The sequence below is a fragment of the Burkholderia cepacia GG4 genome (assembly GCF_000292915.1).
GTDB classification, from domain to species: Bacteria; Pseudomonadota; Gammaproteobacteria; order Burkholderiales; family Burkholderiaceae; genus Burkholderia; species Burkholderia cepacia_D.
On the sequence record NC_018513.1, the window covers coordinates 785915 to 810945 of the forward strand.

General features: G+C 66.3%; 22 protein-coding genes. 20 read left to right on the forward strand and 2 right to left on the reverse strand.

Annotated features, from left to right (window positions below):
* Positions 1–150 precede the first annotated feature (150 nt).
* The 18 genes from GEM_RS03520 (at position 151) to GEM_RS03605 (ending at position 20951) form a co-directional block, all read left to right on the forward strand.
* Positions 151–777 (forward strand): ubiquinone biosynthesis accessory factor UbiJ, encoded by a 627-nt coding sequence (locus GEM_RS03520; protein WP_014896076.1) that lies wholly within the window; start codon positions 151–153, stop codon positions 775–777.
* 12 nt (positions 778–789) lie between these two features.
* Complete coding sequence (gene ubiB, locus GEM_RS03525; protein ID WP_014896077.1) at positions 790–2367, forward strand: ubiquinone biosynthesis regulatory protein kinase UbiB; 1578 nt, start codon at positions 790–792, stop codon at positions 2365–2367.
* Positions 2368–2384: 17 nt separating this feature from the next.
* Positions 2385–3011 (forward strand): SAM-dependent methyltransferase, encoded by a 627-nt coding sequence (locus tag GEM_RS03530; protein ID WP_014896078.1) that lies wholly within the window; start codon positions 2385–2387, stop codon positions 3009–3011.
* Positions 3012–3107: 96 nt separating this feature from the next.
* On the forward strand, positions 3108–3443 hold the full coding sequence (locus GEM_RS03535; protein WP_014896079.1) for an FmdB family zinc ribbon protein: 336 nt from the start codon (positions 3108–3110) through the stop codon (positions 3441–3443).
* A 61-nt stretch (positions 3444–3504) separates the two neighbouring features.
* On the forward strand, positions 3505–4155 hold the full coding sequence (locus GEM_RS03540) for a DUF502 domain-containing protein (protein ID WP_014896080.1): 651 nt from the start codon (positions 3505–3507) through the stop codon (positions 4153–4155).
* A gap of 67 nt (positions 4156–4222) precedes the next feature.
* A complete protein-coding gene (gene aspS / locus GEM_RS03545; protein ID WP_014896081.1) occupies positions 4223–6025 on the forward strand; it encodes an aspartate--tRNA ligase in 1803 nt (600 codons plus the stop codon).
* Between the two features lie 157 nt (positions 6026–6182).
* Positions 6183–6677 (forward strand): dihydroneopterin triphosphate diphosphatase, encoded by a 495-nt coding sequence (gene nudB, locus GEM_RS03550; RefSeq protein WP_014896082.1) that lies wholly within the window; start codon positions 6183–6185, stop codon positions 6675–6677.
* Positions 6674–7948 carry a cardiolipin synthase ClsB gene (gene clsB / locus GEM_RS03555; RefSeq protein ID WP_014896083.1) on the forward strand — a complete coding sequence of 425 codons (1275 nt, stop codon included), beginning with the start codon at positions 6674–6676 and terminating at the stop codon, positions 7946–7948. The genes nudB and clsB overlap by 4 nt, the downstream gene beginning before the upstream one ends.
* Positions 7949–8137: 189 nt before the next feature.
* A complete protein-coding gene (locus GEM_RS03560) occupies positions 8138–8737 on the forward strand; it encodes a TetR/AcrR family transcriptional regulator (RefSeq protein ID WP_014896084.1) in 600 nt (199 codons plus the stop codon).
* Between the two features lie 58 nt (positions 8738–8795).
* Positions 8796–10583 carry an acyl-CoA dehydrogenase C-terminal domain-containing protein gene (locus tag GEM_RS03565; RefSeq protein ID WP_014896085.1) on the forward strand — a complete coding sequence of 596 codons (1788 nt, stop codon included), beginning with the start codon at positions 8796–8798 and terminating at the stop codon, positions 10581–10583.
* A gap of 113 nt (positions 10584–10696) precedes the next feature.
* Entirely contained in the window at positions 10697–13132 is a 2436-nt protein-coding gene (locus GEM_RS03570; RefSeq protein WP_014896086.1) for a 3-hydroxyacyl-CoA dehydrogenase/enoyl-CoA hydratase family protein, read from the forward strand.
* 27 nt (positions 13133–13159) lie between these two features.
* Complete coding sequence (locus GEM_RS03575; RefSeq protein WP_014896087.1) at positions 13160–14359, forward strand: acetyl-CoA C-acyltransferase; 1200 nt, start codon at positions 13160–13162, stop codon at positions 14357–14359.
* A 91-nt stretch (positions 14360–14450) separates the two neighbouring features.
* Positions 14451–15218: an enoyl-CoA hydratase gene (locus tag GEM_RS03580; RefSeq protein ID WP_014896088.1), complete on the forward strand. Its 768-nt coding sequence runs from the start codon at positions 14451–14453 to the stop codon at positions 15216–15218.
* 611 nt (positions 15219–15829) lie between these two features.
* On the forward strand, positions 15830–16720 hold the full coding sequence (cyoA, locus tag GEM_RS03585; RefSeq protein ID WP_014896089.1) for a ubiquinol oxidase subunit II: 891 nt from the start codon (positions 15830–15832) through the stop codon (positions 16718–16720).
* Positions 16721–16723: 3 nt separating this feature from the next.
* On the forward strand, positions 16724–18736 hold the full coding sequence (gene cyoB, locus GEM_RS03590; RefSeq protein ID WP_014896090.1) for a cytochrome o ubiquinol oxidase subunit I: 2013 nt from the start codon (positions 16724–16726) through the stop codon (positions 18734–18736).
* Positions 18736–19347 carry a cytochrome o ubiquinol oxidase subunit III gene (cyoC, locus tag GEM_RS03595; protein WP_014896091.1) on the forward strand — a complete coding sequence of 204 codons (612 nt, stop codon included), beginning with the start codon at positions 18736–18738 and terminating at the stop codon, positions 19345–19347. The genes cyoB and cyoC overlap by 1 nt, the downstream gene beginning before the upstream one ends.
* Positions 19348–19680: a cytochrome o ubiquinol oxidase subunit IV gene (cyoD, locus tag GEM_RS03600; RefSeq protein ID WP_014896092.1), complete on the forward strand. Its 333-nt coding sequence runs from the start codon at positions 19348–19350 to the stop codon at positions 19678–19680.
* Between the two features lie 95 nt (positions 19681–19775).
* Positions 19776–20951: a fatty acid desaturase gene (locus GEM_RS03605; RefSeq protein WP_014896093.1), complete on the forward strand. Its 1176-nt coding sequence runs from the start codon at positions 19776–19778 to the stop codon at positions 20949–20951.
* Here the strand turns inward: GEM_RS03605 and fdhD are convergent.
* Positions 20936–21790 (reverse strand): formate dehydrogenase accessory sulfurtransferase FdhD, encoded by an 855-nt coding sequence (gene fdhD / locus GEM_RS03610; protein ID WP_085963747.1) that lies wholly within the window; start codon positions 21788–21790, stop codon positions 20936–20938. The two genes, GEM_RS03605 and fdhD, sit on opposite strands and share 16 nt — an antisense overlap.
* A 114-nt stretch (positions 21791–21904) precedes the next feature.
* Here fdhD and GEM_RS03615 point away from each other — a divergent pair, with 114 nt between their 5' ends.
* The gene (locus GEM_RS03615) at positions 21905–22387 is read left to right on the forward strand and encodes a nitrate reductase associated protein (RefSeq protein WP_014896095.1); all 483 of its coding nucleotides are present in this window, start codon (positions 21905–21907) and stop codon (positions 22385–22387) included.
* A gap of 20 nt (positions 22388–22407) precedes the next feature.
* On the opposite strand, the gene GEM_RS03620 is transcribed toward GEM_RS03615, so the two are convergent.
* Positions 22408–22803, reverse strand: a complete 396-nt coding sequence (locus GEM_RS03620; RefSeq protein ID WP_014896096.1) for an acyl-CoA thioesterase — start codon at positions 22801–22803, stop codon at positions 22408–22410.
* Positions 22804–22979: 176 nt separating this feature from the next.
* Here GEM_RS03620 and GEM_RS03625 point away from each other — a divergent pair, with 176 nt between their 5' ends.
* Positions 22980–24851 (forward strand): ABCB family ABC transporter ATP-binding protein/permease, encoded by a 1872-nt coding sequence (locus GEM_RS03625; RefSeq protein ID WP_014896097.1) that lies wholly within the window; start codon positions 22980–22982, stop codon positions 24849–24851.
* The last annotated feature ends 180 nt before the right edge of the window (positions 24852–25031 follow it).

The window sequence follows — 25031 nt, forward strand, 5'->3', positions numbered from 1 at the left end:
CCGGCCTGCCGGCTGCCCGGGCGACGGCCGCCGCACTGCGACCGCTTGCCGCCCGGGTGTGTGGTTGGCCGCGGCCTGCCGACGATCCGACGTTACAATAGAAACCCGCGTGGGCGCCCGGCCTGCGCGGGTTTTTTCTTTCCCAGCCCGATGACCTTTGCCGCCAAGCCTTTTGCTGCTGCTGTCAATCACCTGCTCGCGCGTGAATCATGGGCGCGCGACCGCCTGATCCCCTACGCGGGCAAGACCGCCCGGCTCGACGTGCCGCCCGTCACGCTCACGCTGCTCGTGCAGCCCGACGGCTACCTGTCCGCGGTGGAAGCGCACGATGCGCAACACGTCGACGTGTCGATCGCGCTCGCGGGCGACACGGTCGCTGCGTTCCTGCAGGGTGGCCAGGCGGCCGTGATGAAGCACGTGAAGATCGAGGGCGACGCGGAGTTCGCGACCCAGATCGCGAAACTGGCCGAACATCTGCGCTGGGAACCTGAGGAAGATCTCGCGAAGCTGGTCGGCGACGCGGCGGCGTACCGGATCGCGACGGTCGTGCGCGACGCCGGCGCGCGCGCGCGCCGCACCGGCCGCAACGTGCTCGATTCCGTCGCCGAATACTGGCTTGACGAGAACCCGCAAGTCGTCCGGCGCGCGGTGCTCGGCGGCTTCGACGCCGAACTGGCGCGCGCGCGCGATGCGCTCGCGCGGGTCGAAAAACGGGTCGAGCGACTCGAACAAAAAATTGGCGCGCGCACGGGTTCCGGCCCGCGCGGCGCGCACTGAGGGCCGCAGGGCATGCGCATTTTCCGTTTCATCAAGATTGTCTATACCGTCATCCGCTTCGGCCTCGACGAGGTGATGCTGTCCCGGATCGACGACCGGCGTGTGAAGCTGCTGCTGCGGATCACGACGATCGGCCGCCGCTATACGGCTCCGCCCGCGGTGCGGTTGCGCCACGCGCTCGAAAGCCTCGGCCCGATCTTCGTCAAGTTCGGCCAGGTGCTGTCGACACGTCGCGACCTGCTGTCGGTCGATTTCGCGAACGAACTCGCGAAGCTGCAGGACCAGGTGCCGCCATTCGATTCGGCGGTCGCGATCGCGATCATCGAGAAGTCGCTCGGCGCGCCGGTCGACGAGCTGTTCGACGAATTCGAGCGCGAGCCGATCGCGAGCGCGTCGATCGCGCAGGTGCATTTCGCGAAGCTGAAGCAGGGCGTGCACGCGGGCAAGGCCGTCGCGGTCAAGGTGCTGCGCCCGAACATGCTGCCGGTGATCGATTCCGATCTGGCACTGATGCGCGACATCGCGACGTGGACCGAGCGGATGTGGGCCGACGGCAGGCGCCTGAAGCCGCGCGAAGTCGTCGCCGAATTCGACAAGTACCTGCACGACGAGCTCGACCTGATGCGCGAGGCGGCGAACGGCAGCCAGCTGCGCCGCAACTTCGCGGGCCTCGACCTGCTGCTCGTGCCCGAGATGTTCTGGGACTTCTCGACGTCGCAGGTGCTCGTGATGGAGCGCATGACCGGCGTGCCGATCAGCCAGGTCGAGACGCTGCGCACGGCGGGCGTCGACATCAAGAAGCTCGCGCGCGAAGGCGTCGAGATCTTCTTCACGCAGGTGTTCCGCGACGGTTTCTTCCATGCGGACATGCACCCGGGCAACATCCAGGTGAGCCTCGACCCGAAGACGTTCGGCCGCTATATCGCGCTCGATTTCGGGATCGTCGGCGCGCTGTCCGATTTCGACAAGAACTACCTCGCGCAGAACTTCCTCGCGTTCTTCAAGCGCGACTACCACCGCGTCGCGACGCTGCACCTCGAATCGGGCTGGGTGCCGCCCGAGACGCGCGTCGAGGAACTCGAAAGCGCGATCCGCGCGGTGTGCGAGCCGTATTTCGACCGCGCGCTGAAGGACATCTCGCTTGGCCAGGTGCTGATGCGCCTGTTCTCGACGTCGCGCCGCTTCAACGTCGAGATCCAGCCGCAGCTCGTGCTGCTGCAGAAGACGATGCTGAACGTCGAAGGGCTCGGCCGCTCGCTCGACCCGGAACTCGACCTGTGGAAGACCGCGAAGCCGTATCTCGAGCGCTGGATGACCGAGCAGATCGGCCTGCGCGGCTGGTACGAGCGCTTCAAGGTCGAGGCGCCGCAGTGGAGCAAGACGCTGCCGCAACTGCCGCGTCTGATCCATCAGGCGATGGCGGCGCACCACGATGCGCCGCGCGCGGCGAGCGAGGACCTGATGCGTCAGATCCTCGTCGAGCAGAAACGAACCAATCGGCTGATGCAGGCGCTGTTGATTTTCGGTCTTGCCGTCGGCGTCGGGGCGCTCGTCGCGCGCGTGCTGCTCGCGCTCGCGTACGGCGCATGAGCGCAAGGAGCCGTGCGATGTCCGAACCGAAACAACCTTCCGCGCCGAGCGCCGCCGATTTCGCGACGCGCGATCCCGGCAACGCGTCGTTCTGGGACGAGCGCTTCGCGCGCGGCGTGACGCCGTGGGAATTCGGCGGCGTACCGGACGGGTTTCGCGCGTTCGCGCAGCGGCTCGAACCGTGCGCGGTGCTGATTCCCGGCTGCGGCAGCGCGCAGGAGGCCGGCTGGCTTGCGCAGGCGGGCTGGCCCGTGCGCGCGATCGATTTCGCCGCGCAGGCGGTGGCGGCCGCGAAGGCGCAGCTCGGCGCGCATGCGGCGGTCGTCGAGCAGGCCGACTTCTTCGCGTACTGGCCGCCGTTCGACGTGCAGTGGGTGTACGAGCGCGCGTTCCTGTGCGCGCTGCCGCCGGCCATGCGCGCCGACTATGCGGCGCGGATGGCGGAGCTGCTGCCCGCGAACGGGTTGCTGGCCGGCTATTTCTTCGTGACGGCGAAACCGAAGGGGCCGCCGTTCGGGATCGAGCGCGCCGAACTCGATGCGCTGCTCGCGCCGCACTTCGAACTGATCGAGGATCTGCCCGTGACCGATTCGCTGCCTGTGTTCGACGGGCACGAGCGCTGGCTCACGTGGCGCCGTCGCTGATCCCCGGGCGTCGCGGCTGTTGCCGGAGCGCGCCGGGGTTTCGGATATAATTCAAGGTTTTGCAAGCCGTTTCCAGTTTCTGCGGGAAAAAATATCATGCCGATCTACGCCTATCGATGCGAAGCGTGCGGTTTCGCGAAGGACGTGCTCCAGAAGATGAGCGACGCGCCGCTGTCGCAGTGCCCCGAATGCGGGAAGGATGCTTTTCGCAAGCAGGTCACCGCCGCCGGCTTCCAGCTGAAGGGTTCCGGCTGGTATGTCACCGATTTCCGCGGTGGCTCGGGCGGCACCAGCGCGCCGGCGACGGCGTCCGGCGACGCTGCGTCTGCAGCGCCTGCCGCCGCGGCGCCCGCGCCCGCTGCCACGAGTTCCGACAGCACGACGACGAGCGCCGCGCCCGCCCCGGCTGCAGCGCCCGCCGCCAGCAGTTGACCGTTGCGGCCCGGCCGGGCCGTGACCAACCCGCACCGCCGGTGCGGTTCATAGACGGCAGATGATGAAAAAGACGACCCTGAAATCGGTGTTTCTGACCGGCCTGCTGGTTCTCGTCCCGCTCGCGATCACGCTGTGGGTGCTCGGCCTCATCATCGGCACGATGGACCAGACGCTGCTGCTGCTGCCCGAATCGTGGCAGCCGGAGCGGATGCTCGGCTTCCACCTGCCGGGGATCGGCGCGGTGCTGACGCTCGCGTTCATCTTCGTCGTCGGGCTGGCTACGCGGAACTTCATCGGCCAGAAGCTCGTCACGTGGTGGAACGCGGTCGTGCGTCACATCCCGGTCGTCGGGCCGATCTACACGAGTGTCAAGCAGGTGTCGGACACGCTGCTGTCGAGCAGCGGCAATGCGTTTCGCAAGGCGCTGCTGATCGAATACCCGCGTCGCGGCTCGTATACGATCGCGTTTCTGACCGGCGCGCCCGGCGGCGACGTGGTCAACCATCTGACGGAAGAGTACGTGAGCGTGTACGTGCCCACGACGCCGAACCCGACGTCGGGCTTCTTCCTGATGCTGCCGAAGAGCGAAGTCATCGAACTCGACATGTCGGTCGATGCCGCGCTCAAGTACATCGTCTCGATGGGCGTCGTGGCGCCTCCGGCGCCGGCTCCGGCGCCCGCCCGCCGTCCCGTCGAGCCGCCGCTGTAAGTAAAGAATCATCGCCCGGGCCGCGCGTCGCGGCACCCGTTGATCAAACCGAACGAAAGCAAACATCATGTCGATGCGTACTGAATACTGCGGTCTCGTGACCGAACACCTGCTGGGCCAAACCGTGTCGCTGTGCGGCTGGGTGCAGCGCCGCCGCGATCACGGCGGTGTGATCTTCATCGACCTGCGCGATCGTGAAGGCCTCGTGCAGGTGGTCTGCGACCCGGATCGCGCGGAAATGTTCGCGACCGCCGAAGGCGTGCGCAACGAGTTCTGCGTACAGATCAAGGGCCTCGTGCGCAACCGTCCGGAAGGCACGGTCAACGCCGGCCTGAAGAGCGGCAAGATCGAAGTGCTGTGCCACGAGCTGAACGTGCTGAACGCGTCGGTCACGCCGCCGTTCCAGCTCGACGACGACAACCTGTCGGAAACGACGCGCCTCACGCATCGCGTGCTCGACCTGCGCCGTCCGCAGATGCAGCACAACCTGCGCCTGCGCTACCGCGTCGCGATCGAAGCGCGCAAGTACCTCGACGAGCAGGGCTTCATCGACATCGAAACGCCGATGCTGACGAAGAGCACGCCGGAAGGCGCGCGCGACTACCTCGTGCCGTCGCGCGTGAACGCGGGCCAGTTCTTCGCGCTGCCGCAGTCGCCGCAGCTGTTCAAGCAGCTGCTGATGGTCGCGAACTTCGACCGTTACTACCAGATCACCAAGTGCTTCCGCGACGAGGACCTCCGTGCCGACCGTCAGCCGGAATTCACGCAGATCGACTGCGAGACGTCGTTCCTTGGCGAGCAGGAGATCCGCGACCTGTTCGAAGACATGATCCGTCACATCTTCAAGACGACGATCGACGTCGAGCTCGACGCGAAATTCCCGGTCATGCCGTACTCGGAAGCGATGGCGCGTTTCGGTTCGGACAAGCCGGACCTGCGCGTGCAGCTCGAGTTCACCGAGCTGACGGACGCGATGAAGGACGTCGACTTCAAGGTGTTCAGCACGCCGGCCAACGCGAAGGACGGCCGTGTCGCGGCGCTGCGCGTGCCGAAGGGCAGCGAGCTGTCGCGCGGCGACATCGACGGCTACACGGAATTCGTGCGCATCTACGGCGCGAAGGGCCTCGCATGGATCAAGGTCAACGAGAAGGCGAAGGGCCGCGACGGCCTGCAAAGCCCGATCGTCAAGAACCTGCACGACGCGTCGATCGCGGCGATCCTCGAGCGCACCGGCGCTGAAGACGGCGACATCATCTTCTTCGCGGCCGACCGCGCGAAGGTCGTCAACGACAGCCTTGGCGCGCTGCGCCTGAAGATCGGCCATTCGGAATTCGGCAAGGCGAACGGTCTGGTCCAGGCCGGCTGGAAGCCGCTGTGGGTCGTCGACTTCCCGATGTTCGAATACGACGACGAAGATGCGCGCTACGTCGCGGCTCACCACCCGTTCACGAGCCCGAAGGACGAGCACCTCGAGTACCTCGAGACCGATCCGGGCCGCTGCCTCGCGAAGGCGTACGACATGGTGCTGAACGGCTGGGAAATCGGCGGCGGCTCGGTGCGTATCCACCGCGAGGAAGTGCAGAGCAAGGTGTTCCGCGCGCTGAAGATCGGCGCGGAAGAAGCCCAGCTGAAGTTCGGCTTCCTGCTGGACGCGCTGCAGTACGGCGCGCCGCCGCACGGCGGTATCGCATTCGGTCTCGACCGCATCGTCACGATGATGGCCGGTGCCGACTCGATCCGCGACGTGATCGCGTTCCCGAAGACGCAGCGTGCGCAGGATCTGCTCACGCAGGCGCCGAGCCCGGTGGACGAGCGTCAGCTGCGCGAACTGCACATCCGCCTGCGTCAGCCGGAACAGCCGAAGGCGTAACGCGCTTGTCGCAGGTCGTGGGCGCGGTAACGCGCGCACGACTCCCAATGAAAAAGGCGCCGTGGTGCGCCTTTTTCGTTTTTTGCGGTACAGTCGCAGCACTTGCCGCCCGTTCGGGCACAGGCCGGCACACGGCCCGGTGCCGCATGAAACAAAGATGACGAAGCCGCCGAAAATCCCCGAATCCGTTCTCGTCGTGATCTATACGCCCGAACTCGACGTGCTGGTGATCAAGCGCGCCGACCAGCCCGATTTCTGGCAATCGGTGACCGGATCGAAGGACACGCTCGACGAGCCGCTCGCGCTGACGGCCGCGCGTGAAGTGGCCGAGGAAACCGGCATCTCGGTCGGGTCGCACGACGTGCCGGCCAGTGCGCTGATCGACTGGCACCACCGGCTCGAATACACGATCTATCCGCAATACCTGCATCGCTACGCACCGGGCGTCACGCGCAATGTCGAGCACTGGTTCGGCCTGTGCGTGCCGCGCCGCGTCGACGTGACGCTGTCGCCGCGCGAGCATGTCGACCACGCGTGGCTGCCGTACCGCGAAGCCGCAGCACGCTGTTTCTCGCCGTCGAACGCCGAGGCGATCCTGCAATTGCCCGTGCGCGCGGCGCTCGCGCGGGTGCCGCACGGCTCGTCCGCATGAATGCGGAAACCCGCAAGCGCTTCGCGCAATTGCGGCAGATGTTCCTGCAGGAGCGCGGCTCCGCGTCGCGACTCGCGTTTACGGCCGGCAACACGGTGCGGCTGTGCGAGACCGGCGGCGAATTCTTCCACGCGCTGATCGAACGCATCGACGCCGCGCACGAGCAGGTCATGCTCGAAACCTACATCTTTTGCGACGACGCGGCCGGCCGCCCGGTATCGGATGCGCTGATCCGCGCGGCGCAGCGCGGCGTGCGCGTGCGCGTGATCACCGACGGCATCGGCACCGCGCGCCTGCCGCTGTTTGACACGTGGGCCAAGGCCGGCGTCGAGCACTGCATCTACAACCGTTTCCTGTTTGGCCGTTTCGGCTTTTCTCGCACGCACCGCAAGCTCGCGGTGATCGATCATGCGGTCGCGTTCTGCGGCGGGATCAACATCGTCGACGACTACACGCAGGGCAGCGCGACGCTGCCGTTTCCGCGCTGGGATTTCGCGGTCGAGATGGCCGGGCCGGCGGTGTCCGACGTGGGCGCCGCGTTCGAGCTGCAGTGGCACCGGATCCAGTTCGGCCACAAGCCGTATGCGCAGTACGCGGCCGGGCTGCACGGCGGTGAAGCGTTCCCGGACATGTTCCGGCGCTGGATGCGCAGCCACCGGTGGGTCAAGGCCGGCGCGCTGCGGGTCGTGACGGAGCCGAGCGTCGCGTTCGTCGCGCGCGACAACGTCGTGAACCGCCGCGCGATCGAGAAGACCTATCTCGCGGCGATCGGCCAGGCGCGCCACCGGATCCTGCTCGCGAACCCGTACTTCATGCCCGGCCGCAAGCTGCGCCGCGCGCTGACGGGCGCCGCGCGACGCGGCGTCGACGTGCGGATCCTGATCGGCCGCAAGGAATTCACGGCGCTCGATACGGCCGTGCCGTTCCTGTATCACGCGCTGCTGCGCGCGGGCGTGCGGGTGGCGGAATATGACAAGACGATCCTGCACGGCAAGGTCGCGGTAATCGACGACAATTGGGCGACGGTCGGCTCGTCGAACCTGGACGCGCTGAGCCTGATGCTGAACAATGAGGCCAACGTCGTGCTGGTGCGCTACGACGCGGTCACGAACGAACTGCGCGACGCGATCGCGGCGGCCTTCGCCGAAGGCCGCGAAATCGACGCCGCCCGGTACGCCGCGCGGCCGCGCATCGAGCGTGCGCTGAACTGGCTCGCGTACAACACGTACCGCCTCGTGATGAAGGCGCTGACGGTCGGCGGTTACGACTAAGCGTTCGCTTCAAAAATCTGTCCGCACGTTCGTGCGGAAAAGCCGCTCCGGTCCCGCCGGAATCGCGCAAAATAGCGGCTCGGTTAGACACCGGTTTCTAATAATTTCCTTGTTTCGCGAGCGGCCGCACTCAATAATAGTACGGCCGTTCGATTTTATTCGAACCCCCGAACGGTTACAGAAAAAGCTATGCGAAAAGGCGAACAGACGCGTGCCGCGATACTTGAAGCTGCATTGGACCTCGCCAGCCGTGACGGGCTGGAGGGGCTGACGATCGGCCTGCTGGCCGAGCGCATGCAGATGAGCAAGAGCGGCGTGTTCGCGCACTTCGGATCGCGCGAAGACCTGCAGGTCGAGGTCGTCCGCGAGTATCACCATCGTTTCGAAAACGAGGTGTTCTTTCCGAGCCTGCGCGAGGCGCGCGGCTTGCCGCGCCTGCGGGCGATGCTGGCCCGCTGGACGGAGAAGCGCATCCAGGAGGTGACGACCGGATGCATCTACATCAGCGGTGCCGTCGAGTACGACGACCGGCCTGACAGCCCCGTGCGCGAGCAGTTGATCGCGAGCGTGACGGCCTGGCGTGCCGCGATGCTGCGTGCCATTTCGCAGGCGAAGGAAGAAGGCCATCTGCGTGCGGATACCGATCCGGACCTGATGCTCTTCGAGTTGTACAGCTTCACGCTCGGCCTGCATCACGACGCACGTTTCCTGCATTCGCCGGATGCCGTGCGCCTCACGTGGGCCGCGCTGGAAAAGACGATTGTTTCGTATCAGAGCGAGAGCCGTTAGCGGCGCGTGACCCGCCCGCCAGGAGCTCGAGCCGTTTTGCCCACCTTTGGAGAGAGTCATGGGACAGTACGCCGCGCCGCTGCGCGACATGCAATTCGTGTTGCACGAGCTTCTGAACGTCGAAGCCGAAGTCAAGCAAATGCCCAAGCATGCGGACCTCGACGCCGACACGATCAACCAGGTCCTCGAGGAGGCGGGCAAGTTCTGCTCCGAGGTACTGTTCCCGCTGAACCAGGTCGGCGACCGCGAAGGCTGCACGTATGAAGGCGACGGCGTCGTGAAGACCCCGACCGGCTTCAAGGAAGCGTATCAGCAGTACGTCGAGGCCGGCTGGCCGGCACTCGGCTGCGATCCGGACTACGGCGGCCAGGGCCTGCCCGCGTTCGTGAACAACGCGCTCTACGAAATGCTGAACTCGGCGAACCAGGCGTGGACGATGTATCCGGGCCTGTCGCACGGCGCGTACGAATGCCTGCACGCGCACGGCGCGCCGGAACTCCAGAAACAGTATCTGCCGAAGCTCGTGTCGGGCGAATGGACGGGCACGATGTGCCTGACCGAGCCGCACTGCGGCACCGACCTCGGCATCCTGCGCACCAAGGCCGAACCGAACGGCGACGGCTCGTACTCGATCAGCGGCACGAAGATCTTCATCTCGAGCGGCGAGCACGACATGTCGAAGAACATCATCCACCTCGTGCTCGCGCGCCTGCCGGACGCGCCGCAAGGCACGAAGGGGATCTCGCTGTTCATCGTGCCGAAGTTCATTCCGGACGCCGCGGGCGAGCCGGGCGAGCGCAACGGCATCAAGTGCGGCTCGATCGAACACAAGATGGGCATCCACGGCAACTCGACGTGCGTGATGAACCTCGACAGCGCGAAGGGCTGGATGGTCGGCGAGCCGAACAAGGGCCTCAACGCGATGTTCGTGATGATGAACGCCGCGCGTCTGGGCGTCGGCATGCAGGGCCTGGGGCTCACGGAAGTCGCGTACCAGAACTCGCTGACGTATGCGAAGGAACGCCTGCAGATGCGTTCGCTGACGGGCCCGAAGGCACCGGACAAGCCGGCCGACCCGATCATCGTGCACCCGGACGTGCGCCGCATGCTGCTCACGCAGAAGGCCTACGCGGAAGGCGCACGCGCGTTCACGTACTGGTCCGCGCTGCAGATCGACAAGGAGCTGTCGCACGGTGACGAAGCGGTGCGCAAGGAAGCGGCCGACCTCGTCGCGCTGCTCACGCCGATCATCAAGGCGTTCCTGACCGACAACGCGTTCGAGTCGACCAACCACGCGATGCAGATCTACGGCGGCCACGGCTTCATCTCCGAGTGGGGCATGGAGCAGTACGTGCGCGACGCGCGGATCAACATGATCTACGAAGGCACGAACTCGATCCAGTCGCTCGACCTGCTGGGCCGCAAGGTGCTCGGCGACATGGGCGCGAAGCTGAAGAAGTTCGGCAAGCTCGTCACCGAATTCGCGGAAGCCGAAGGCGTGAAGCCGGAGATGGCCGAGTTCATCAACCCCCTCGCCGACATCGGCGACAAGGTGCAGAAGCTGACGATGGAAATCGGCATGAAGGCGATGCAGAACCCGGACGAAGTCGGCGCTGCCGCCGTGCCGTACCTGCGCACCGTCGGCCACCTGGTGTTCTCGTACTTCTGGGCGCGCATGGCGCGTCTCGCCCTCGACAACGAAGCGTCGGGCGATCCGTTCTACAAGTCGAAGCTCGCGACGGCCCGCTTCTACTTCGCGCGCCTGCTGCCTGAGACGGCAGCGACGATCCGCGCCGCGCGCGCCGGTTCGAAGACGATGATGGAAGTCGACGAATCGCTGTTCTGACGCGAGTCCGGGCGGTGCGCGCCGCGCGCCGCCCGAACGCAACGGTTCCTGGTACTCACTTCGCCGTGCAGCCCTCACAACCCGCGCTGCACGACACTATCCGGAGACATCCCGTGAGCAATTTCCTGATTCGCAAGGTCGCCGTGCTGGGCGCCGGCGTGATGGGCGCGCAGATCGCCGCGCACCTCGTCAACGCGCGCGTGCCGGTGCTGCTGTTCGACCTGCCGGCCAAGGAAGGCCCGAAAAACGCGATCGCGCTGAAGGCGATCGAGAACCTGAAGAAGCTGTCGCCCGCGCCGTTCGGCGTGAAGGACGACGCGAAATACCTCGAAGCCGCGAACTACGAAGACGACATCGCGAAGCTCGCCGAGTGCGACGTCGTGATCGAAGCGATCGCCGAGCGGATGGACTGGAAGCACGACCTGTACAAGAAGGTCGCACCGCACATCGCGCCGAATGCGATCTTCGCGACCAATACGTCTGGCCTGTCGATCACGAAGCTGTCCGAAGGTTTCTCGGACGAGCTGAAGTCGCGCTTCTGCGGCGTGCACTTCTTCAACCCGCCGCGCTACATGCACCTCGTCGAGCTGATCCCGACCGCGCATACGCGTCCGGAGATCCTCGACCAGCTCGAAACCTTCCTGACGAGCATCGTCGGCAAGGGCGTCGTGCGCGCAAAGGACACGCCGAACTTCATCGCGAACCGTGTCGGCATCTTCTCGATCCTCGCGGTGATCACCGAGGCCGCGAAGTTCGGCCTGCGCTTCGACGAAGTCGACGACCTGACGGGCAGCCGCCTCGGCCGCGCGAAGTCGGCGACGTTCCGCACCGCGGACGTGGTCGGCCTCGACACGATGGCGCACGTGATCAAGACGATGCAGGACAACCTCGCCGACGATCCGTTCTTCCCGGTCTACCAGACGCCCGCCGTGCTCGCCGAGCTGGTGAAGCAGGGCGCGCTCGGCCAGAAGACGGGCGGCGGTTTCTACAAGAAGGAAGGCAAGGCGATCAAGGTGCTCGACGCGAAGACGGGCAGCTACGTGGATTCGGGCGCGAAGGCGGACGAAACAGTCGGCCGCATCCTGAAGCGTCCGCCGGCGGAACGCCTGAAGCTGCTGCGCGAGACGGACCATCCGCACGCGCAGTTCCTGTGGTCGATCTTCCGCGACGTGTTCCACTACATCGGCGTGCATCTCGAGTCGATCGCCGACAACGCGCGCGACGTCGACCTCGCGATCCGCTGGGGCTTCGGCTGGAACGAAGGCCCGTTCGAAGGCTGGCAGGCCGCCGGCTGGAAACAGGTCGCCGAGTGGGTGCAGGAAGACATCGCGGCCGGCAAGGCGCTCGCGAACGTGCCGCTGCCGTCGTGGGTGCTAGAAGGCCCGGTCGCCGAGCAGGGCGGCGTGCACACGGCCGAAGGCTCGTGGGCACCGGCATCGAAGCGCTTCGTGCCGCGTTCGGACCTCGCGGTCTACGACAAGCAGGTATTCCGCGCGCCGCTCCTCGGCGAAGCGGGCACCGATCCGAAGATGTACGGCAAGACGCTGTTCGAAACCGACGCGGTGCGTGCATGGGTCGATGATCGCGCAGGCGAGGACGACGTCGTGATCGTGTCGTTCAAGTCGAAGATGAACACGATCGGACCGAGCGTGATCGACGGCCTCGTGCAGGCGATCGAGCTCGCGGAGCAGGACTACAAGGGCGTGGTGATCTGGCAGCCGACCTCGCTGAAGCTCGGCACGCCGGGGGGCCCGTTCTCGGCCGGTGCGAACCTCGAAGAGGCGATGCCCGCGTTCATGATGGGCGGCGCGAAGGGCATCGAGCCGTTCGTGAAGAAGTTCCAGGAAGGCATGCTGCGCGTGAAGTACGCGAACGTGCCGGTTGTCGCGGCCGTGTCGGGCATCGCGCTCGGCGGCGGGTGCGAGCTGATGCTGCACAGCGCGAAGCGCGTCGTGCACGTCGAGAGCTACATCGGTCTCGTCGAAGTGGGCGTCGGCCTCGTGCCGGCGGGCGGCGGCCTGAAGGAAGCGGCGCTGCGCGCAGCGGATGCCGCGACCGCCGCGAACGCGACCACCGACATCCTGAAGTTCGTCACGAAGTCGTTCGAGAACGCGGCGATGGCGAAGGTCTCGGCGTCCGCGCACGATGCACGTGCGATGGGCTACGTGAAGCCGTCCGACACGATCATCTTCAACGTGTTCGAACTGCTCGACACCGCGAAGAAGGAAGCGCGTGCGCTGGCCGCCACCGGCTACCGTGCACCGCTGCGCGCGAAGGACGTGCCGGTCGCAGGCCGTTCGGCGATCGCGACGATCAAGGCATCGCTCGTCAACATGCGTGACGGTCGTTTCATCAGCGACCACGACTACCTGATCGCGAGCCGCATAGCCGAAGCCGTGTGCGGCGGCGACGTCGAAGCCGGCAGCCTGGTCGACGAGCAGTGGCTGCTCGCGCTGGAGCGCCGTGCGTTCGTCGAGTTGCTCGGCACGCAGAAGACGCAGGAACGGATCATGGGCATGTTGCAGACCGGCAAGCCGGTGCGTAACTGAGCGAGCGGATAAGGCAAGGAGTCTCAAATGAGCAAACAATTGCAAGACGCATACATCGTCGCCGCCAGCCGCACGCCGATCGGCAAGGCCCCGCGCGGTGTCTTCAAGAACACGCGCCCGGACGAGCTGCTGGTCCACGCGATCAGGTCGGCGGTCGCGCAGGTGCCCGGCTTCGACACGAAGCTGATCGAGGACGCGATCATCGGCTGCGCGATTCCGGAAGCCGAGCAGGGCCTGAACGTCGCGCGCATGGGCGCGCTGCTCGCCGGCCTGCCGCAGACGGTCGGCGGCGTGACGGTCAACCGCTTCTGCGCGTCGGGCATCACCGCGCTCGCGATGGCGGCCGACCGCATCCGTGTCGGTGAATCAGACGCGATCTTCGCGGGTGGCTGCGAATCGATGAGCATGGTGCCGATGATGGGCAACAAGCCGTCGATGTCGCCGCACATCTTCGATCGCAACGAAGACTTCGGCATCGCGTACGGGATGGGCCTGACGGCCGAGCGCGTCGCCGAGCAGTGGAAGGTGAGCCGCGAAGACCAGGACGCGTTCTCGGTCGAGTCGCATCGCAAGGCACTGGCCGCGCAGCAAGCCGGCGAGTTCAACGACGAAATCGCCGCGTACACGATCACCGAGCGTTTCCCGAACCTCGCGACCGGCGAAGTCGACGTGAAGACGCGCGAGATCGCGCTCGACGAAGGTCCGCGCGCGGATACGTCGATCGAAGGCCTCGCGAAGCTGCGCACGGTGTTCGCGAACAAGGGCTCGGTCACGGCCGGCAACAGCTCGCAGACGTCGGACGGCGCGGGTGCGTTGCTCGTCGTGTCGGAGAAAGTGCTGAAGGAGTTCAACCTGACGCCGCTCGCGCGCTTCGTGAGCTTCGCGGTGCGCGGCGTGCCGCCGGAAATCATGGGCATCGGCCCGAAGGAAGCGATTCCGGCCGCGCTGAAGGCCGCCGGCCTGAAGCAGGACGATCTCGACTGGATCGAGCTGAACGAGGCGTTCGCCGCGCAATCGCTGGCGGTGATGCGCGACCTCGGCCTCGACCCGTCGAAGGTCAACCCGATGGGCGGCGCGATCGCGCTCGGCCACCCGCTCGGCGCGACCGGCGCGATCCGCGCGGCGACCGTCGTGCACGGCCTGCGCCGCCGCAACCTGAAGTACGGGATGGTCACGATGTGCGTCGGCACCGGCATGGGCGCCGCGGGCATCATCGAACGCCTGTAAGCGGGACGCGACGCAAAGCGACGACGGTGCGCGGGCCACGAGCTCGCGCACCGTTTTTCATTCCGGTAGAGGAAAGTCAAAGGAGACGGTTGTGTCCGAAATTCAAGTGGAACGCGCCGAAGGCGTGATGACGATCACGATCGCGCGCCCGGCGAAGAAGAACGCGCTGACGGCGGCGATGTACCAGACGATGGCCGATGCGCTGGCCGACGCGCAGGAAGACAAGGCGATCCGCGTGATCGTGCTGCGCGGCAGCGACGGCAACTTCACCGCGGGGAACGATCTCGAGGATTTCCTGAAGGCGCCGCCGAAGGACGACACCGCTCCGGTATTCCAGTTCCTTGCGCGGATCAGCAGCGCGAGCAAGCCGATCGTGGCCGCGGTGCCGGGTCTGGCGATCGGCATCGGCGTGACGATGCTGCTGCACTGCGATCTGGTCTACGCGGCCGACACCGCGACGTTCTCGCTGCCGTTCGCGCAGCTCGGGCTGTGTCCGGAAGCCGCGTCGAGCGTGCTGCTGCCGCGCCTGGCCGGCCATCAAGTCGCGGCCGAGAAGCTGCTGCTCGGCGAGGCGTTCGATGCGCTGGAAGCGCACCGGATCGGCATCGTCAACCGCGTGCTGCCGGCTGCCGAGCTCGACGCGTTCGTGGCGAAGCAGGCGGCGAAGCTCGCGGCACTGCCGGCGGCGTCGTTGCGCGTGACGAAGGCGCTGCTGAAGGATACGGGCGGCGTGGCGACGTCCGCGCGGATGGCCGAGGAGGCCGGCCATTTTGCCGCGATGCTGCGCGCGCCGGAAGCACGCGAGGCGATGACGGCGTTCTTCGAGAAGCGCAAGCCGGATTTCCGTCAGTTCGACTGACACGGGGCGCAAGCGCTTCGCCGCGCCGGACGCCTTGACCGTCCGGCGCGGCAACGCTTGCGCCTCGCGCGCCGCCCGCCGTGCGGCTTGCGTTCGGTCCTCGTTGCCGACGCATCAATCGGCGCGGCGGCTCGATCCTGAATCGCCATGCGCTCGCATGGCGTTCCGCGTCTGCCCTCCGCATCCGACGCCGTTCCGCCGCCGAGACTGCTGCGCAGTTCGCGCCGGCGTCCGTCATGTCGCGGTGCACCGCCGTCACGCTCCCCGCCCCGCTGTCGCCGTCCGCTATCCGCGGTGCTTGAGCGAAAGCCCAGCGCCGGTTTTGCCGCAGGGCATCGCCAGTGCCAGTGCCGGTGCCGGTGCCAGTGCCAGTGCCAGTGCCAGTGCCAGTGCCAGTGCCAGTGCCAGTGCCAGTGCCAGTGCCAGTGCCAGTCTCCCGACCCGCCCCGCTCGGAGCGGTTCCGGCTCACCTCGGCAAACCTTGTCCGCCGTCAAGTTGCACTGCGGCAATTTTCCGTACAGTTCGCGCACAGGTCGCCGCGGCCGGATGCGTCGCGCGATGGCGGCGTGCGGCCAGCGGTTCTTCTCAACGACAATCAGGCGAACGAACAATGATCGGACGATTCACCGGCGGGGCGCGTGCGGCACCCGTCATCGGGCTGCTGGCTGGACTCGCCGGATGCAGCGACCTTCACGTGCTCGATCCGAAGGGCGCGGTGGGCGTCGCGGAAAAATCGCTGATTGCGACGGCGACGTGGACGATGCTGATCGTCGTCATTCCGGTGATCCTGCTCACGCTGTGGTTCGCGTGGCGCTATCGCGCGTCGAACCGCAACGCCACCTACGCGCCGAACTGGTCGCACTCGACCGCGATCGAGGTCGTGATCTGGACGGTGCCGACGCTGATCATCCTGTTCCTCGGCGTGCTCACTTGGCGGACGACGCACGAGCTCGACCCGTACAGACCGATCGAATCGTCGGTCAAGCCGATCAATGTCGAGGTGGTCGCGCTCGACTGGAAGTGGCTGTTCATCTATCCGGAACTCGGCATCGCGTCGGTGAACCAGCTCGCGATTCCGGTCGGCACGCCGGTGAATTTCCACATCACGTCGGATTCGGTGATGAACTCGTTCTTCATCCCGCAGCTTGGCAGCCAGGTCTATGCGATGGCCGGCATGCAGACACGCCTGCATCTGATCGCCGACGAGGCAGGTAACTACGCCGGCGTGTCCGCCAACTACAGCGGCCGTGGCTTCTCCGACATGAAGTTCCGCACGCTCGCCGAGCCGCGCGAGCAGTTCGACGCGTGGGTGCAGAAGGTGAAGGCGTCGTCCGACCGGCTCGACATGACCGCGTACGGCACGGTCGCGCAGCCGAGCGAGAAGGCGCCCGTGCACTATTTCTCGTCGGTCGATCCGAAGCTGTTCCACAACATCATCGCGAAATACAACAACGGCCACGTCCTCGACCCGAAGGACGCCGCCTGCACGACGAAGGGGTAACGCATGTTCGGCAAACTGACACTTTCGGCGATCCCGCTCGATCAGCCCATCATCATGGGGGCGAGCGCCTTCATGGGGCTCGTCGTGCTGGGCATCGTCGCCGCACTGACGGTCACCGGCCGGTGGAAATGGCTATGGAGCGAATGGCTGACGTCCGTCGATCACAAGAAGATCGGCGTGATGTACCTGATCGTCGCCGTGCTGATGCTGCTGCGCGGCTTCGCGGATGCGGTCATGATGCGCCTGCAGCTCGCGCTCGCGTACAACGGCCCCGGCTATCTGCCGCCGCACCACTATGACCAGATCTTCACCGCGCACGGCGTGATCATGATCTTCTTCATGGCGATGGCGCTGCTGGTCGCGTTTTTCAACCTGATCGTGCCGCTGCAGATCGGCGCGCGCGACGTCGCGTTCCCGTTCCTGAACTCGCTCTCGTTCTGGATGACGGCGGTCGCCGCGATTCTGATGAACATCTCGCTGGTGCTCGGCGAATTCGCGCAGGTGGGCTGGCTCGCGTATCCGCCGCTTTCCGAGCTGCAGTTCAGCCCGGGCGTGGGCGTCGACTACTACCTGTGGGCGCTGCAGATCTCGGGCGTCGGTACGCTGATCACGTCGATCAACTTCTTCGTGACGATCATCAAGATGCGCGCGCCGGGCATGACGCTGATGAAGATGCCGGTGTTCACATGGACCGCGTTGTGCTCGAACGTGCTGATCATGGCGACGTTCCCGATCCTGACGGTCGCGCTCGCGCTGCTCGGCCTCGATCGCTACCTCGACATGCACTTCTTCACGAACGATGCCGGCGGCAACGCGATGCTGTACCTGAACCTGATCTGGGCATGGGGCCATCCGGAGGTGTACATCCTCGTGCTGCCTGCGTTCGGCATCTATTCGGAAGTCATCTCGACGTTCGCGAAGAAGCCGCTGTTCGGCTACAAGACGATGGTGTACGCATCGTGCGCGATCATGGTGCTGGCGTTCCTTGTGTGGCTGCATCACTTCTTCACGATGGGCTCGGGCGCCGACGTCAATGCGTTCTTCGGGATTATGACGATGGTCATCGCGATCCCGACCGGCGTGAAGATCTTCAACTGGCTGTTCACGATGTACCGCGGACGTGTCGAGTTCACGGTGCCGGTACTGTGGACGATCGGCTTCATGGTGACGTTCACGCTCGGCGGCATGACGGGCGTGATGCTGGCGATTCCCGGCGCGGACTTCGTGCTGCACAACAGCCTGTTCCTGATCGCGCACTTCCATAACACGATCATCGGTGGCGTCGTGTTCGGCTATTTCGCGGGCGTCCATTTCTGGTTCCCGAAGGTGTTCGGCTTCAAGCTCGACGAGCAGCAAGGCAAGCGCGCGTTCTGGTGCTGGCTCACCGGCTTCTACGTCGCGTTCGTGCCGCTCTATGTGCTCGGCTTCATGGGCATGACGCGCCGCCTGAACCACTATGACAACCCGGCATGGCATCCGTGGCTGGTCGTCGCCGCATGCGGTGTGGTGCTGATCGCGCTCGGCGTGGTGTTTCAGGTCGCGTCGGTGTGGGTCGGCTGGCGCAATCGTAACCAGCCGCAGTATCGCGACGCGACGGGCGACCCGTGGAACGGCCGCACGCTCGAATGGGCGACGTCGTCGCCGCCCGCGGTCTACAACTTCGCGGTCCTCCCGAACGTGCACGAACTCGACGAGCTTGCGTACCGCAAGGCGAAGGGCCTCGGGCTCGGCCTCGGCAAGAATGTCAGGTACGAGGACATTCACATGCCGTCGAACACGAGCGCGGGCTTCTTCGTCGGCATCTTCAGCCTGCTGCTCGGCTTCGCGCTCGTCTGGCACATCTGGTGGCTCGCGATCGCCGCGCTCGTCGGCATCGTCGCAACGGTGGTGCTGTACAGCGCACAGGACAACGACGGCTATTACATTCCGGCGGATACCGTCCGCAAGATCGAGGAACAACGCGCAGGCGTGCGGATCGGCACACCGGCGCCGGAAGTCGAACTGGAGGCGAACTGATGTCGTATCAATCTCTCGCGGGCGCGGCCCGTCATCCGGCCGCGCACCACCATCCGCCGTCGCATTCGGTGTTCGGCTTCTGGCTGTACCTGATGACCGACTGCGTGATCTTCGCGTCGCTGTTCGCGACGTTCGCGGTGCTCGGCCACCAGTTCGCGGGCGGGCCGAGCGCGAAGGACCTGTTCGACATTCCGGGCGTCGCGCTCGAGACGGCGGCGCTGCTGCTGTCGAGCATCACGTACGGCTTCGCGATGCTCGGCGCACAGCGCCGCCGGCGCGGCACGGTGTTCGTGTGGCTCGCAGTGACGTTCGTGCTGGGCGCCGCGTTTCTCGCGATGGAGCTGCGCGAGTTCTCGCACCTGATCGCGCAGGGCGCGGGCCCGCAGCGCAGCGCATTCCTGTCGGCGTTCTTCGCGCTCGTCGGCACGCACGGGCTGCACGTGGCGGTCGGCCTCTTGTGGATGGTCGTGCTCGTCGTGCAGATCGCTCGCGGCCCCGGCATGACGGAGCGCGACTTCCGGCGCCTTACCTGCCTGAGCCTCTTCTGGCACTTCCTCGACATCGTCTGGATCTGCGTGTTCTCCTTCGTTTATCTCGCGAGCGTGATCTAAATGGCCCATTCGCAACTCATCCACCACGATGAAGCGCACGGTACGACCGGCGGCTACCTCGTCGGTTTCATGCTGTCGGTGCTGCTGACGGCCGCGTCGTTCGGCCTCGTGATGGGCGGCGTGCTGGCGCCGAAGGCGGCGATCATCGCGCTCGCGGGGCTCGCATTCGTGCAGATCGTCGTGCATCTCGTCTGCTTCCTGCACATGAACACGTCGTCCAGCCAGCGCTGGAACGTGATGGCGTTCAGCTATACGGTGCTGACCGCGTTGATCCTGATCGTCGGGACGCTGTGGGTGATGCACAACGTCAGCATGAACATGATGTCGCGATAACCGGCCCGGGTCGCAGTTCGGCCCGGCCCGCTGTACCGTGCGTGCCGCACGGCTCCTTCTCTTTCGGGCGTGCGAATCGCACGCCTTTCTGCATCATGGTCAACAACGATTCCCAGACACCGGTTCGCGCCGACGAGCCGTTCCCGCATCGCAAGGTGATCCGCGCATGGCTCGTGCCGTTCGCCACGCGCGAGATCGTGCGCCCGATCCTGCTGCTCGTGCTCGACTACCTGTTGCTGTTCGCGGCGTTCGCCGGCGCGCTGCTGATTCCGTCGACGGTCGGCAAGATCGTCTGCGGGATGGCCGCCGGGTTCATCACCGGGCGACTGTTCATCATCGGGCACGATGCATGCCATCAGAGCCTGACGCCCGACCGCCGGCTGAACCGCTGGCTCGGCCGCATCGTCTTCCTGCCGTCGCTGACGCCTTACAGCCTGTGGGAAGTCGGGCACAACGTCGTGCATCACGGCTATACGAACCTGAAGGGCTTCGATTTCGTGTGGGCGCCGCATACGCCGGCGGAATTCGCCGCGCTGTCGCCGGCGCGGCGGTGGCTGGATCGCGTCTACCGGAGCGGATGGGCGCCGGGCCTCTACTATCTCGTCGAGATCTGGTGGCTTCGGATGTATTTCCCGACCCGGGGCTATATCGGTGCGTCGCGGCCGGTGTTCCGGCGCGACTGCCTGCTGGTGACGGGCTTCGCGGCCGTATGGATCGCCGCCGTCGTCGGGGTGGCGATCGAGACGCAACAACCCGTCGCGCTGCTGCTCGCGACCGGTGTGTTCGTGCCGTTCTTGTTCTGGTGCTCGATGATCGGCTTCGTCGTGTATGTCCACCATACCGACCCGCGCATCGCATGGCACGCGAACCGCGCCGAATGGTCGAATGCTGCGCCGTTCGTGTCGACCACGCTGCACCTGACGTTCCCGCTCGGTATCGGTGGCCTGCTGCACCACATCATGGAGCACACGGCGCATCACGTCGACATGAGCGTGCCGCTGTACCGGCTCAAGCCGGCGCAGGCAAAGCTGGAGGACATGTTGCCCGGGCGGATCGTCGTGCAGCGTTTCAGCTGGCGCTGGTACTTCGACACGGCCCGCCGCTGCAAGCTCTATGACACTGACCGCAAGCTCTGGACGGACTACCTCGGAAACCGGACGAGCGAGGCGGCATCCGAGGTGCCTCCGCCGGCCCTCGCGGGCGAGCGGCCGGCTGCGGATTCCGGACCCGCAGGCAAGGCGCCCGCCGCGACCGCTCAAGCGGTGCCGTAATCGACGTGGCCGGTTTCGCGGCAGAAGCTGACCAGCCGCAACCCGGCCGTCTTCGCGATCTCGATCGCGAGTGACGACGGCGCGGAGATCGTCGCGACCATCGGGATGCCGACCCGCGCCGACTTGCGCACGAGCTCGTAGCTCGCGCGGCTCGACAGGAACACGAAGCCGTCGGTCGCGTCGGCGCGCGACAGCACGAGCGCGCCGATCAGCTTGTCGAGCGCGTTGTGGCGGCCGACATCCTCGAACGCGATCCGGATCGCGCCTGTTGCGTCGCACCACGCGGCCGCATGCAGGCCGCCGGTGAGTTGCGTGAGCGCCTGGTGGGCCGGCAGCGCATGCGCGGCGCGCGCGAGCGCGTCGGGCGCAAGGCGCGCGAGAAAGCCGGTGTCAGGCACCCGTTCGGGCGCGAGGTCGAGCAGGTCGATGCTTTCGATCCCGCACACGCCGCAGCCGGTGCGCCCCGCGAGCGCGCGGCGCCGGTCCTTCAGCGCGGCGAACGCCTGCTGGACCACCTCCAGATGCACTTCCGCGTGCGGCAGCGGCGCGTCGACGTGCAGGATCACCTCGATGTCCTTGATGTCGCTGCCGCGCGCGACGATGCCTTCCGAGATCGCGAAGCCGACCGCGAACGCCTCGAGGTCGCGCGGCGTGCACATCATCACCGCGTGCGAGATACCGTTGAAGACCAGCGCGACCGGCCATTCCTGGCCGACGTAGTCGTGCGCAGTCTCGACGACGCCGCCGCGCGTGCGGCGCACGGTCAGCTCGATTGCGCCGCGCGGTTCGGCGCGCAGGTCGTCGCGCAGTTCGTCGGATTGGGTCGGATTCACGAGCACTCCCGTTGATTCGAGGCAGGTGCGGCGACGATCGTGTGCGCCGCTCGCGCGCAGAGGTTCTAAAATACCTCAGGCAGGCCGGCCGCGCCGGCATCCGCCACTCAGGTAACGACCATGGGACTCAGCGACGCTCCGCTGCTATTCAATTTCGAACACGATTCGTCGGAAAACCTGACGTACATCCCGATGATCGTGCGTTTCAATCTCGACCGGTTTGGTCTGCGGATTTCACTGGAGCAGTGGCAACTGCTGCCGATCGAGGACCGCAAGCTGCTCGCGCGCTTTCCGGCCGACGACGACACCGCGATCGAGCCCAACTTCGATCACGCGCTGTTCGAGATGCTGCGCACGCATGCCGATCTCGAACCGTCGTGGTTCCAGCCGGACGAGCAGCCGACCTGGCGCGCCACCGACATGGTGCCGGACGCGCTCGTGCAGCAGAGCGCGCTGGCCGGGCTGCCGGCGCCCGCGCTCGCGCAGTGGCAGCGGCTCGCGCCGTTCCAGCGCTATGTGCTGATGAAGCTGTCGCGCAAGCCGAAGCTCAATCACGATTTCGTGCCGGCGATGCGGGAGTTCGGGTTGACGGCCACGCACTGACGGGCCGCGCGGCACGCGTGTCAGAGCGGCGGCAGTTGCCGCGGCTTGCGGTCGGTGTCGGTCGCGACGTAAGTGAGCGTCGCTTCGGTGACCTTCACGATCTCGCCGATCAGGCGCATGCGCTGTGCGTACACCTCGACGTCGACCGTCACGGACGTGTTGCCGGTGCGCGTGATGGTGGCATAGAAGCTCAGCAGGTCGCCGACGAACACCGGCTGCTTGAACACGAACGAATTGACCGCGACCGTCGCGACGCGACCGTTCGCGCGCTGGCTCGCGGGAATCGAGCCGGCGATATCGACCTGCGACATGATCCAGCCGCCGAACACGTCGCCGTGGACGTTCGCGTCGTGCGGTTGCGGGACGACGCGCAGCGCGGGCTGCTTTTGCGGAAGTTCGAGGGTCGAATCGGTCATGGCGGGGGCTTTCATCCTGTAATAAATGCGCCGCCACGCGCAGGCCGGCCGGCGAGGCCGCCGGCAGCGGCGCGTAGCGGCTTCTGCGACAATACAACGTCCGCAAATTGTACGAGAAAGCGGGCGAGTCGGCCGCCGCAGCACGCGTCCGGCTCCGCCGCCGATCCTTCCCCCCCATGCGCCGATATTCCGCTTCCGGCGAGCCCGCGCCGGCTTCGACCGGGCCTCGCAACGACTGGCAGACCATCCGGTCGCTGCTGCCGTACCTGGCCACCTACAAGTGGCGCGTCGTGCTCGCGCTCGGCTGCCTGATCGGCGCGAAGGTCGCGAACCTCGGCGTGCCGGTCGTGATGAAACGCATCGTCGACCACCTGTCCGCCGTGCAGCAGCTCACGGCGCTCGGCCGCGCGGAGCAGTCGGCCGGCATCGTGCTCGCGGGCGGCGTGGGCCTGCTGGTCGTCGCCTATGCGCTCGTGCGGCTGTCGACGTCGCTGTTTACCGAACTGCGCGAGCTCCTGTTCTCGAAGGTCACGGAGAGCGCGGTGCGCCAGCTCGCGCTGCAGGTATTCCGCCATCTGCACGGGCTGTCGCTGCGCTTCCATCTCGAACGCCAGACGGGCGGCATGTCGCGCGACATCGAGCGCGGCACGCGCGGCATCCAGCAACTGATTTCGTATTCGCTGTACAGCATCCTGCCGACGCTCGTCGAGGTCGGGCTCGTGCTCGGCTTCTTCGTGGTCAAGTACGAGGCGTACTACGCGTATGTCACGTTCGCGGCGCTGGTCACGTACATCGTGTTCACCGTGAAGGTCACCAACTGGCGCACGCACTTTCGCCGCACGATGAACGAACTCGATTCGCGTGCGAACTCGCGGGCGATCGATTCGCTGATCAACTACGAGACGGTGAAGTACTTCGGCAACGAAGAGTGGGAGGCGCAGCGCTACGACGAGAACCTGAAGCGCTACCGCAAGGCCGCGATCCGCTCGCAGAACTCGCTGTCGGTGCTGAACTTCGGCCAGCAGGCGATCATCGGCACCGGGCTCGTGTTCATCCTGTGGCGCGCGACCCAGGGCGTGCTCGCCGGCAAGCTGACGCTCGGCGATCTCGTGCTGATCAACACCTTCATGCTGCAGCTGTACATTCCGCTGAATTTTCTCGGCGTCGTGTATCGCGAGCTGAAGCAGAGCCTGACCGACATGGACCGGATGTTCGGGCTGCTGTCGGCCGCGAGGGAAGTCGCGGACGCGACGGACGCGCGGCCGCTCGCGGTGGCCGGCGCGCAGGTGCGCTTCGAGCACGTGAACTTCTCGTACGAAGCGTCGCGGCCGATCCTGCACGACGTGACGTTCACGATCGACGCGGGCACGACGACCGCGGTGGTCGGCCACAGCGGCTCCGGCAAGTCGACGCTGTCGCGGCTGCTGTTCCGCTTCTACGATCTCGACCGGCAGGCGGGCGGCGCGATCCGGATCGACGGCCAGGACATCCGCGACGTCACGCAGGACTCGCTGCGTGCATCGATCGGGATCGTGCCGCAGGACACCGTGCTGTTCAACGACTCGATCTACTACAACATCGCGTACGGCCGGCCGACCGCGAGCCGCGACGAAGTGATCGCGGCCGCGCGCGCCGCGCATATCCACGACTTCATCGAAAGCTTGCCGAAGGGCTATGACACGTCGGTCGGCGAGCGCGGGCTGAAGCTGTCGGGCGGCGAGAAGCAGCGCGTCGCGATCGCGCGCACGCTGCTGAAGGATCCGCCGGTGCTGCTGTTCGACGAGGCGACGTCGGCGCTCGATTCGCGCTCGGAGCGCGCGATCCAGCACGAGCTCGACCAGATCGCGCGGCACCGCACGACGCTCGTGATCGCGCACCGGCTGTCGACGGTCGTGCATGCGCAGCAGATTCTCGTGATGGACCACGGACGGATCGTCGAGCGCGGCACGCATGACGAGCTCGTGCGCGCGGACGGGCTGTATGCGCAGATGTGGGCGCTGCAGCAGCAGCGCGCGGCGGCGGGCGGGGAAGCGGCCGAGGCCGCGTAAGCGTGGCTGCCGTGCGGGGCGACGTGCGGCGGGAACGGGCGGTTTGCCGGCCGTCCGGGATCGGGCGGCGTTGCGCCGTCACGGCAGGGTGACCCGGCGGCGCGTTCGCGGCATTCGATTCCTGATCGGCCTGCCGACGATCGGCCGGGCGGTTGGCCGCCGCGCCGGGTGGCCCGGCGC

What these genes read in the sequence shown, in the direction of transcription:
- GEM_RS03565 (WP_014896085.1), top strand. Translation starts at nt 8,796, where the DNA reads ATGGGACAGTACGCCGCGCCGCTGCGCGACATGCAATTCGTGTTGCAC.
- cyoC (WP_014896091.1), top strand. Translation starts at nt 18,736, where the DNA reads ATGTCGTATCAATCTCTCGCGGGCGCGGCCCGTCATCCGGCCGCGCAC.
- GEM_RS03540 (WP_014896080.1), top strand. Translation starts at nt 3,505, where the DNA reads ATGATGAAAAAGACGACCCTGAAATCGGTGTTTCTGACCGGCCTGCTG.
- GEM_RS03625 (WP_014896097.1), top strand. Translation starts at nt 22,980, where the DNA reads ATGCGCCGATATTCCGCTTCCGGCGAGCCCGCGCCGGCTTCGACCGGG.
- GEM_RS03535 (WP_014896079.1), top strand. Translation starts at nt 3,108, where the DNA reads ATGCCGATCTACGCCTATCGATGCGAAGCGTGCGGTTTCGCGAAGGAC.
- GEM_RS03575 (WP_014896087.1), top strand. Translation starts at nt 13,160, where the DNA reads ATGAGCAAACAATTGCAAGACGCATACATCGTCGCCGCCAGCCGCACG.
- nudB (WP_014896082.1), top strand. Translation starts at nt 6,183, where the DNA reads ATGACGAAGCCGCCGAAAATCCCCGAATCCGTTCTCGTCGTGATCTAT.
- cyoA (WP_014896089.1), top strand. Translation starts at nt 15,830, where the DNA reads ATGATCGGACGATTCACCGGCGGGGCGCGTGCGGCACCCGTCATCGGG.
- ubiB (WP_014896077.1), top strand. Translation starts at nt 790, where the DNA reads ATGCGCATTTTCCGTTTCATCAAGATTGTCTATACCGTCATCCGCTTC.
- clsB (WP_014896083.1), top strand. Translation starts at nt 6,674, where the DNA reads ATGAATGCGGAAACCCGCAAGCGCTTCGCGCAATTGCGGCAGATGTTC.
- GEM_RS03620 (WP_014896096.1), bottom strand. Translation starts at nt 22,803, where the DNA reads ATGACCGATTCGACCCTCGAACTTCCGCAAAAGCAGCCCGCGCTGCGC.
- cyoB (WP_014896090.1), top strand. Translation starts at nt 16,724, where the DNA reads ATGTTCGGCAAACTGACACTTTCGGCGATCCCGCTCGATCAGCCCATC.
- GEM_RS03530 (WP_014896078.1), top strand. Translation starts at nt 2,385, where the DNA reads ATGTCCGAACCGAAACAACCTTCCGCGCCGAGCGCCGCCGATTTCGCG.
- GEM_RS03520 (WP_014896076.1), top strand. Translation starts at nt 151, where the DNA reads ATGACCTTTGCCGCCAAGCCTTTTGCTGCTGCTGTCAATCACCTGCTC.
- GEM_RS03615 (WP_014896095.1), top strand. Translation starts at nt 21,905, where the DNA reads ATGGGACTCAGCGACGCTCCGCTGCTATTCAATTTCGAACACGATTCG.
- GEM_RS03605 (WP_014896093.1), top strand. Translation starts at nt 19,776, where the DNA reads ATGGTCAACAACGATTCCCAGACACCGGTTCGCGCCGACGAGCCGTTC.
- cyoD (WP_014896092.1), top strand. Translation starts at nt 19,348, where the DNA reads ATGGCCCATTCGCAACTCATCCACCACGATGAAGCGCACGGTACGACC.
- GEM_RS03560 (WP_014896084.1), top strand. Translation starts at nt 8,138, where the DNA reads ATGCGAAAAGGCGAACAGACGCGTGCCGCGATACTTGAAGCTGCATTG.
- aspS (WP_014896081.1), top strand. Translation starts at nt 4,223, where the DNA reads ATGTCGATGCGTACTGAATACTGCGGTCTCGTGACCGAACACCTGCTG.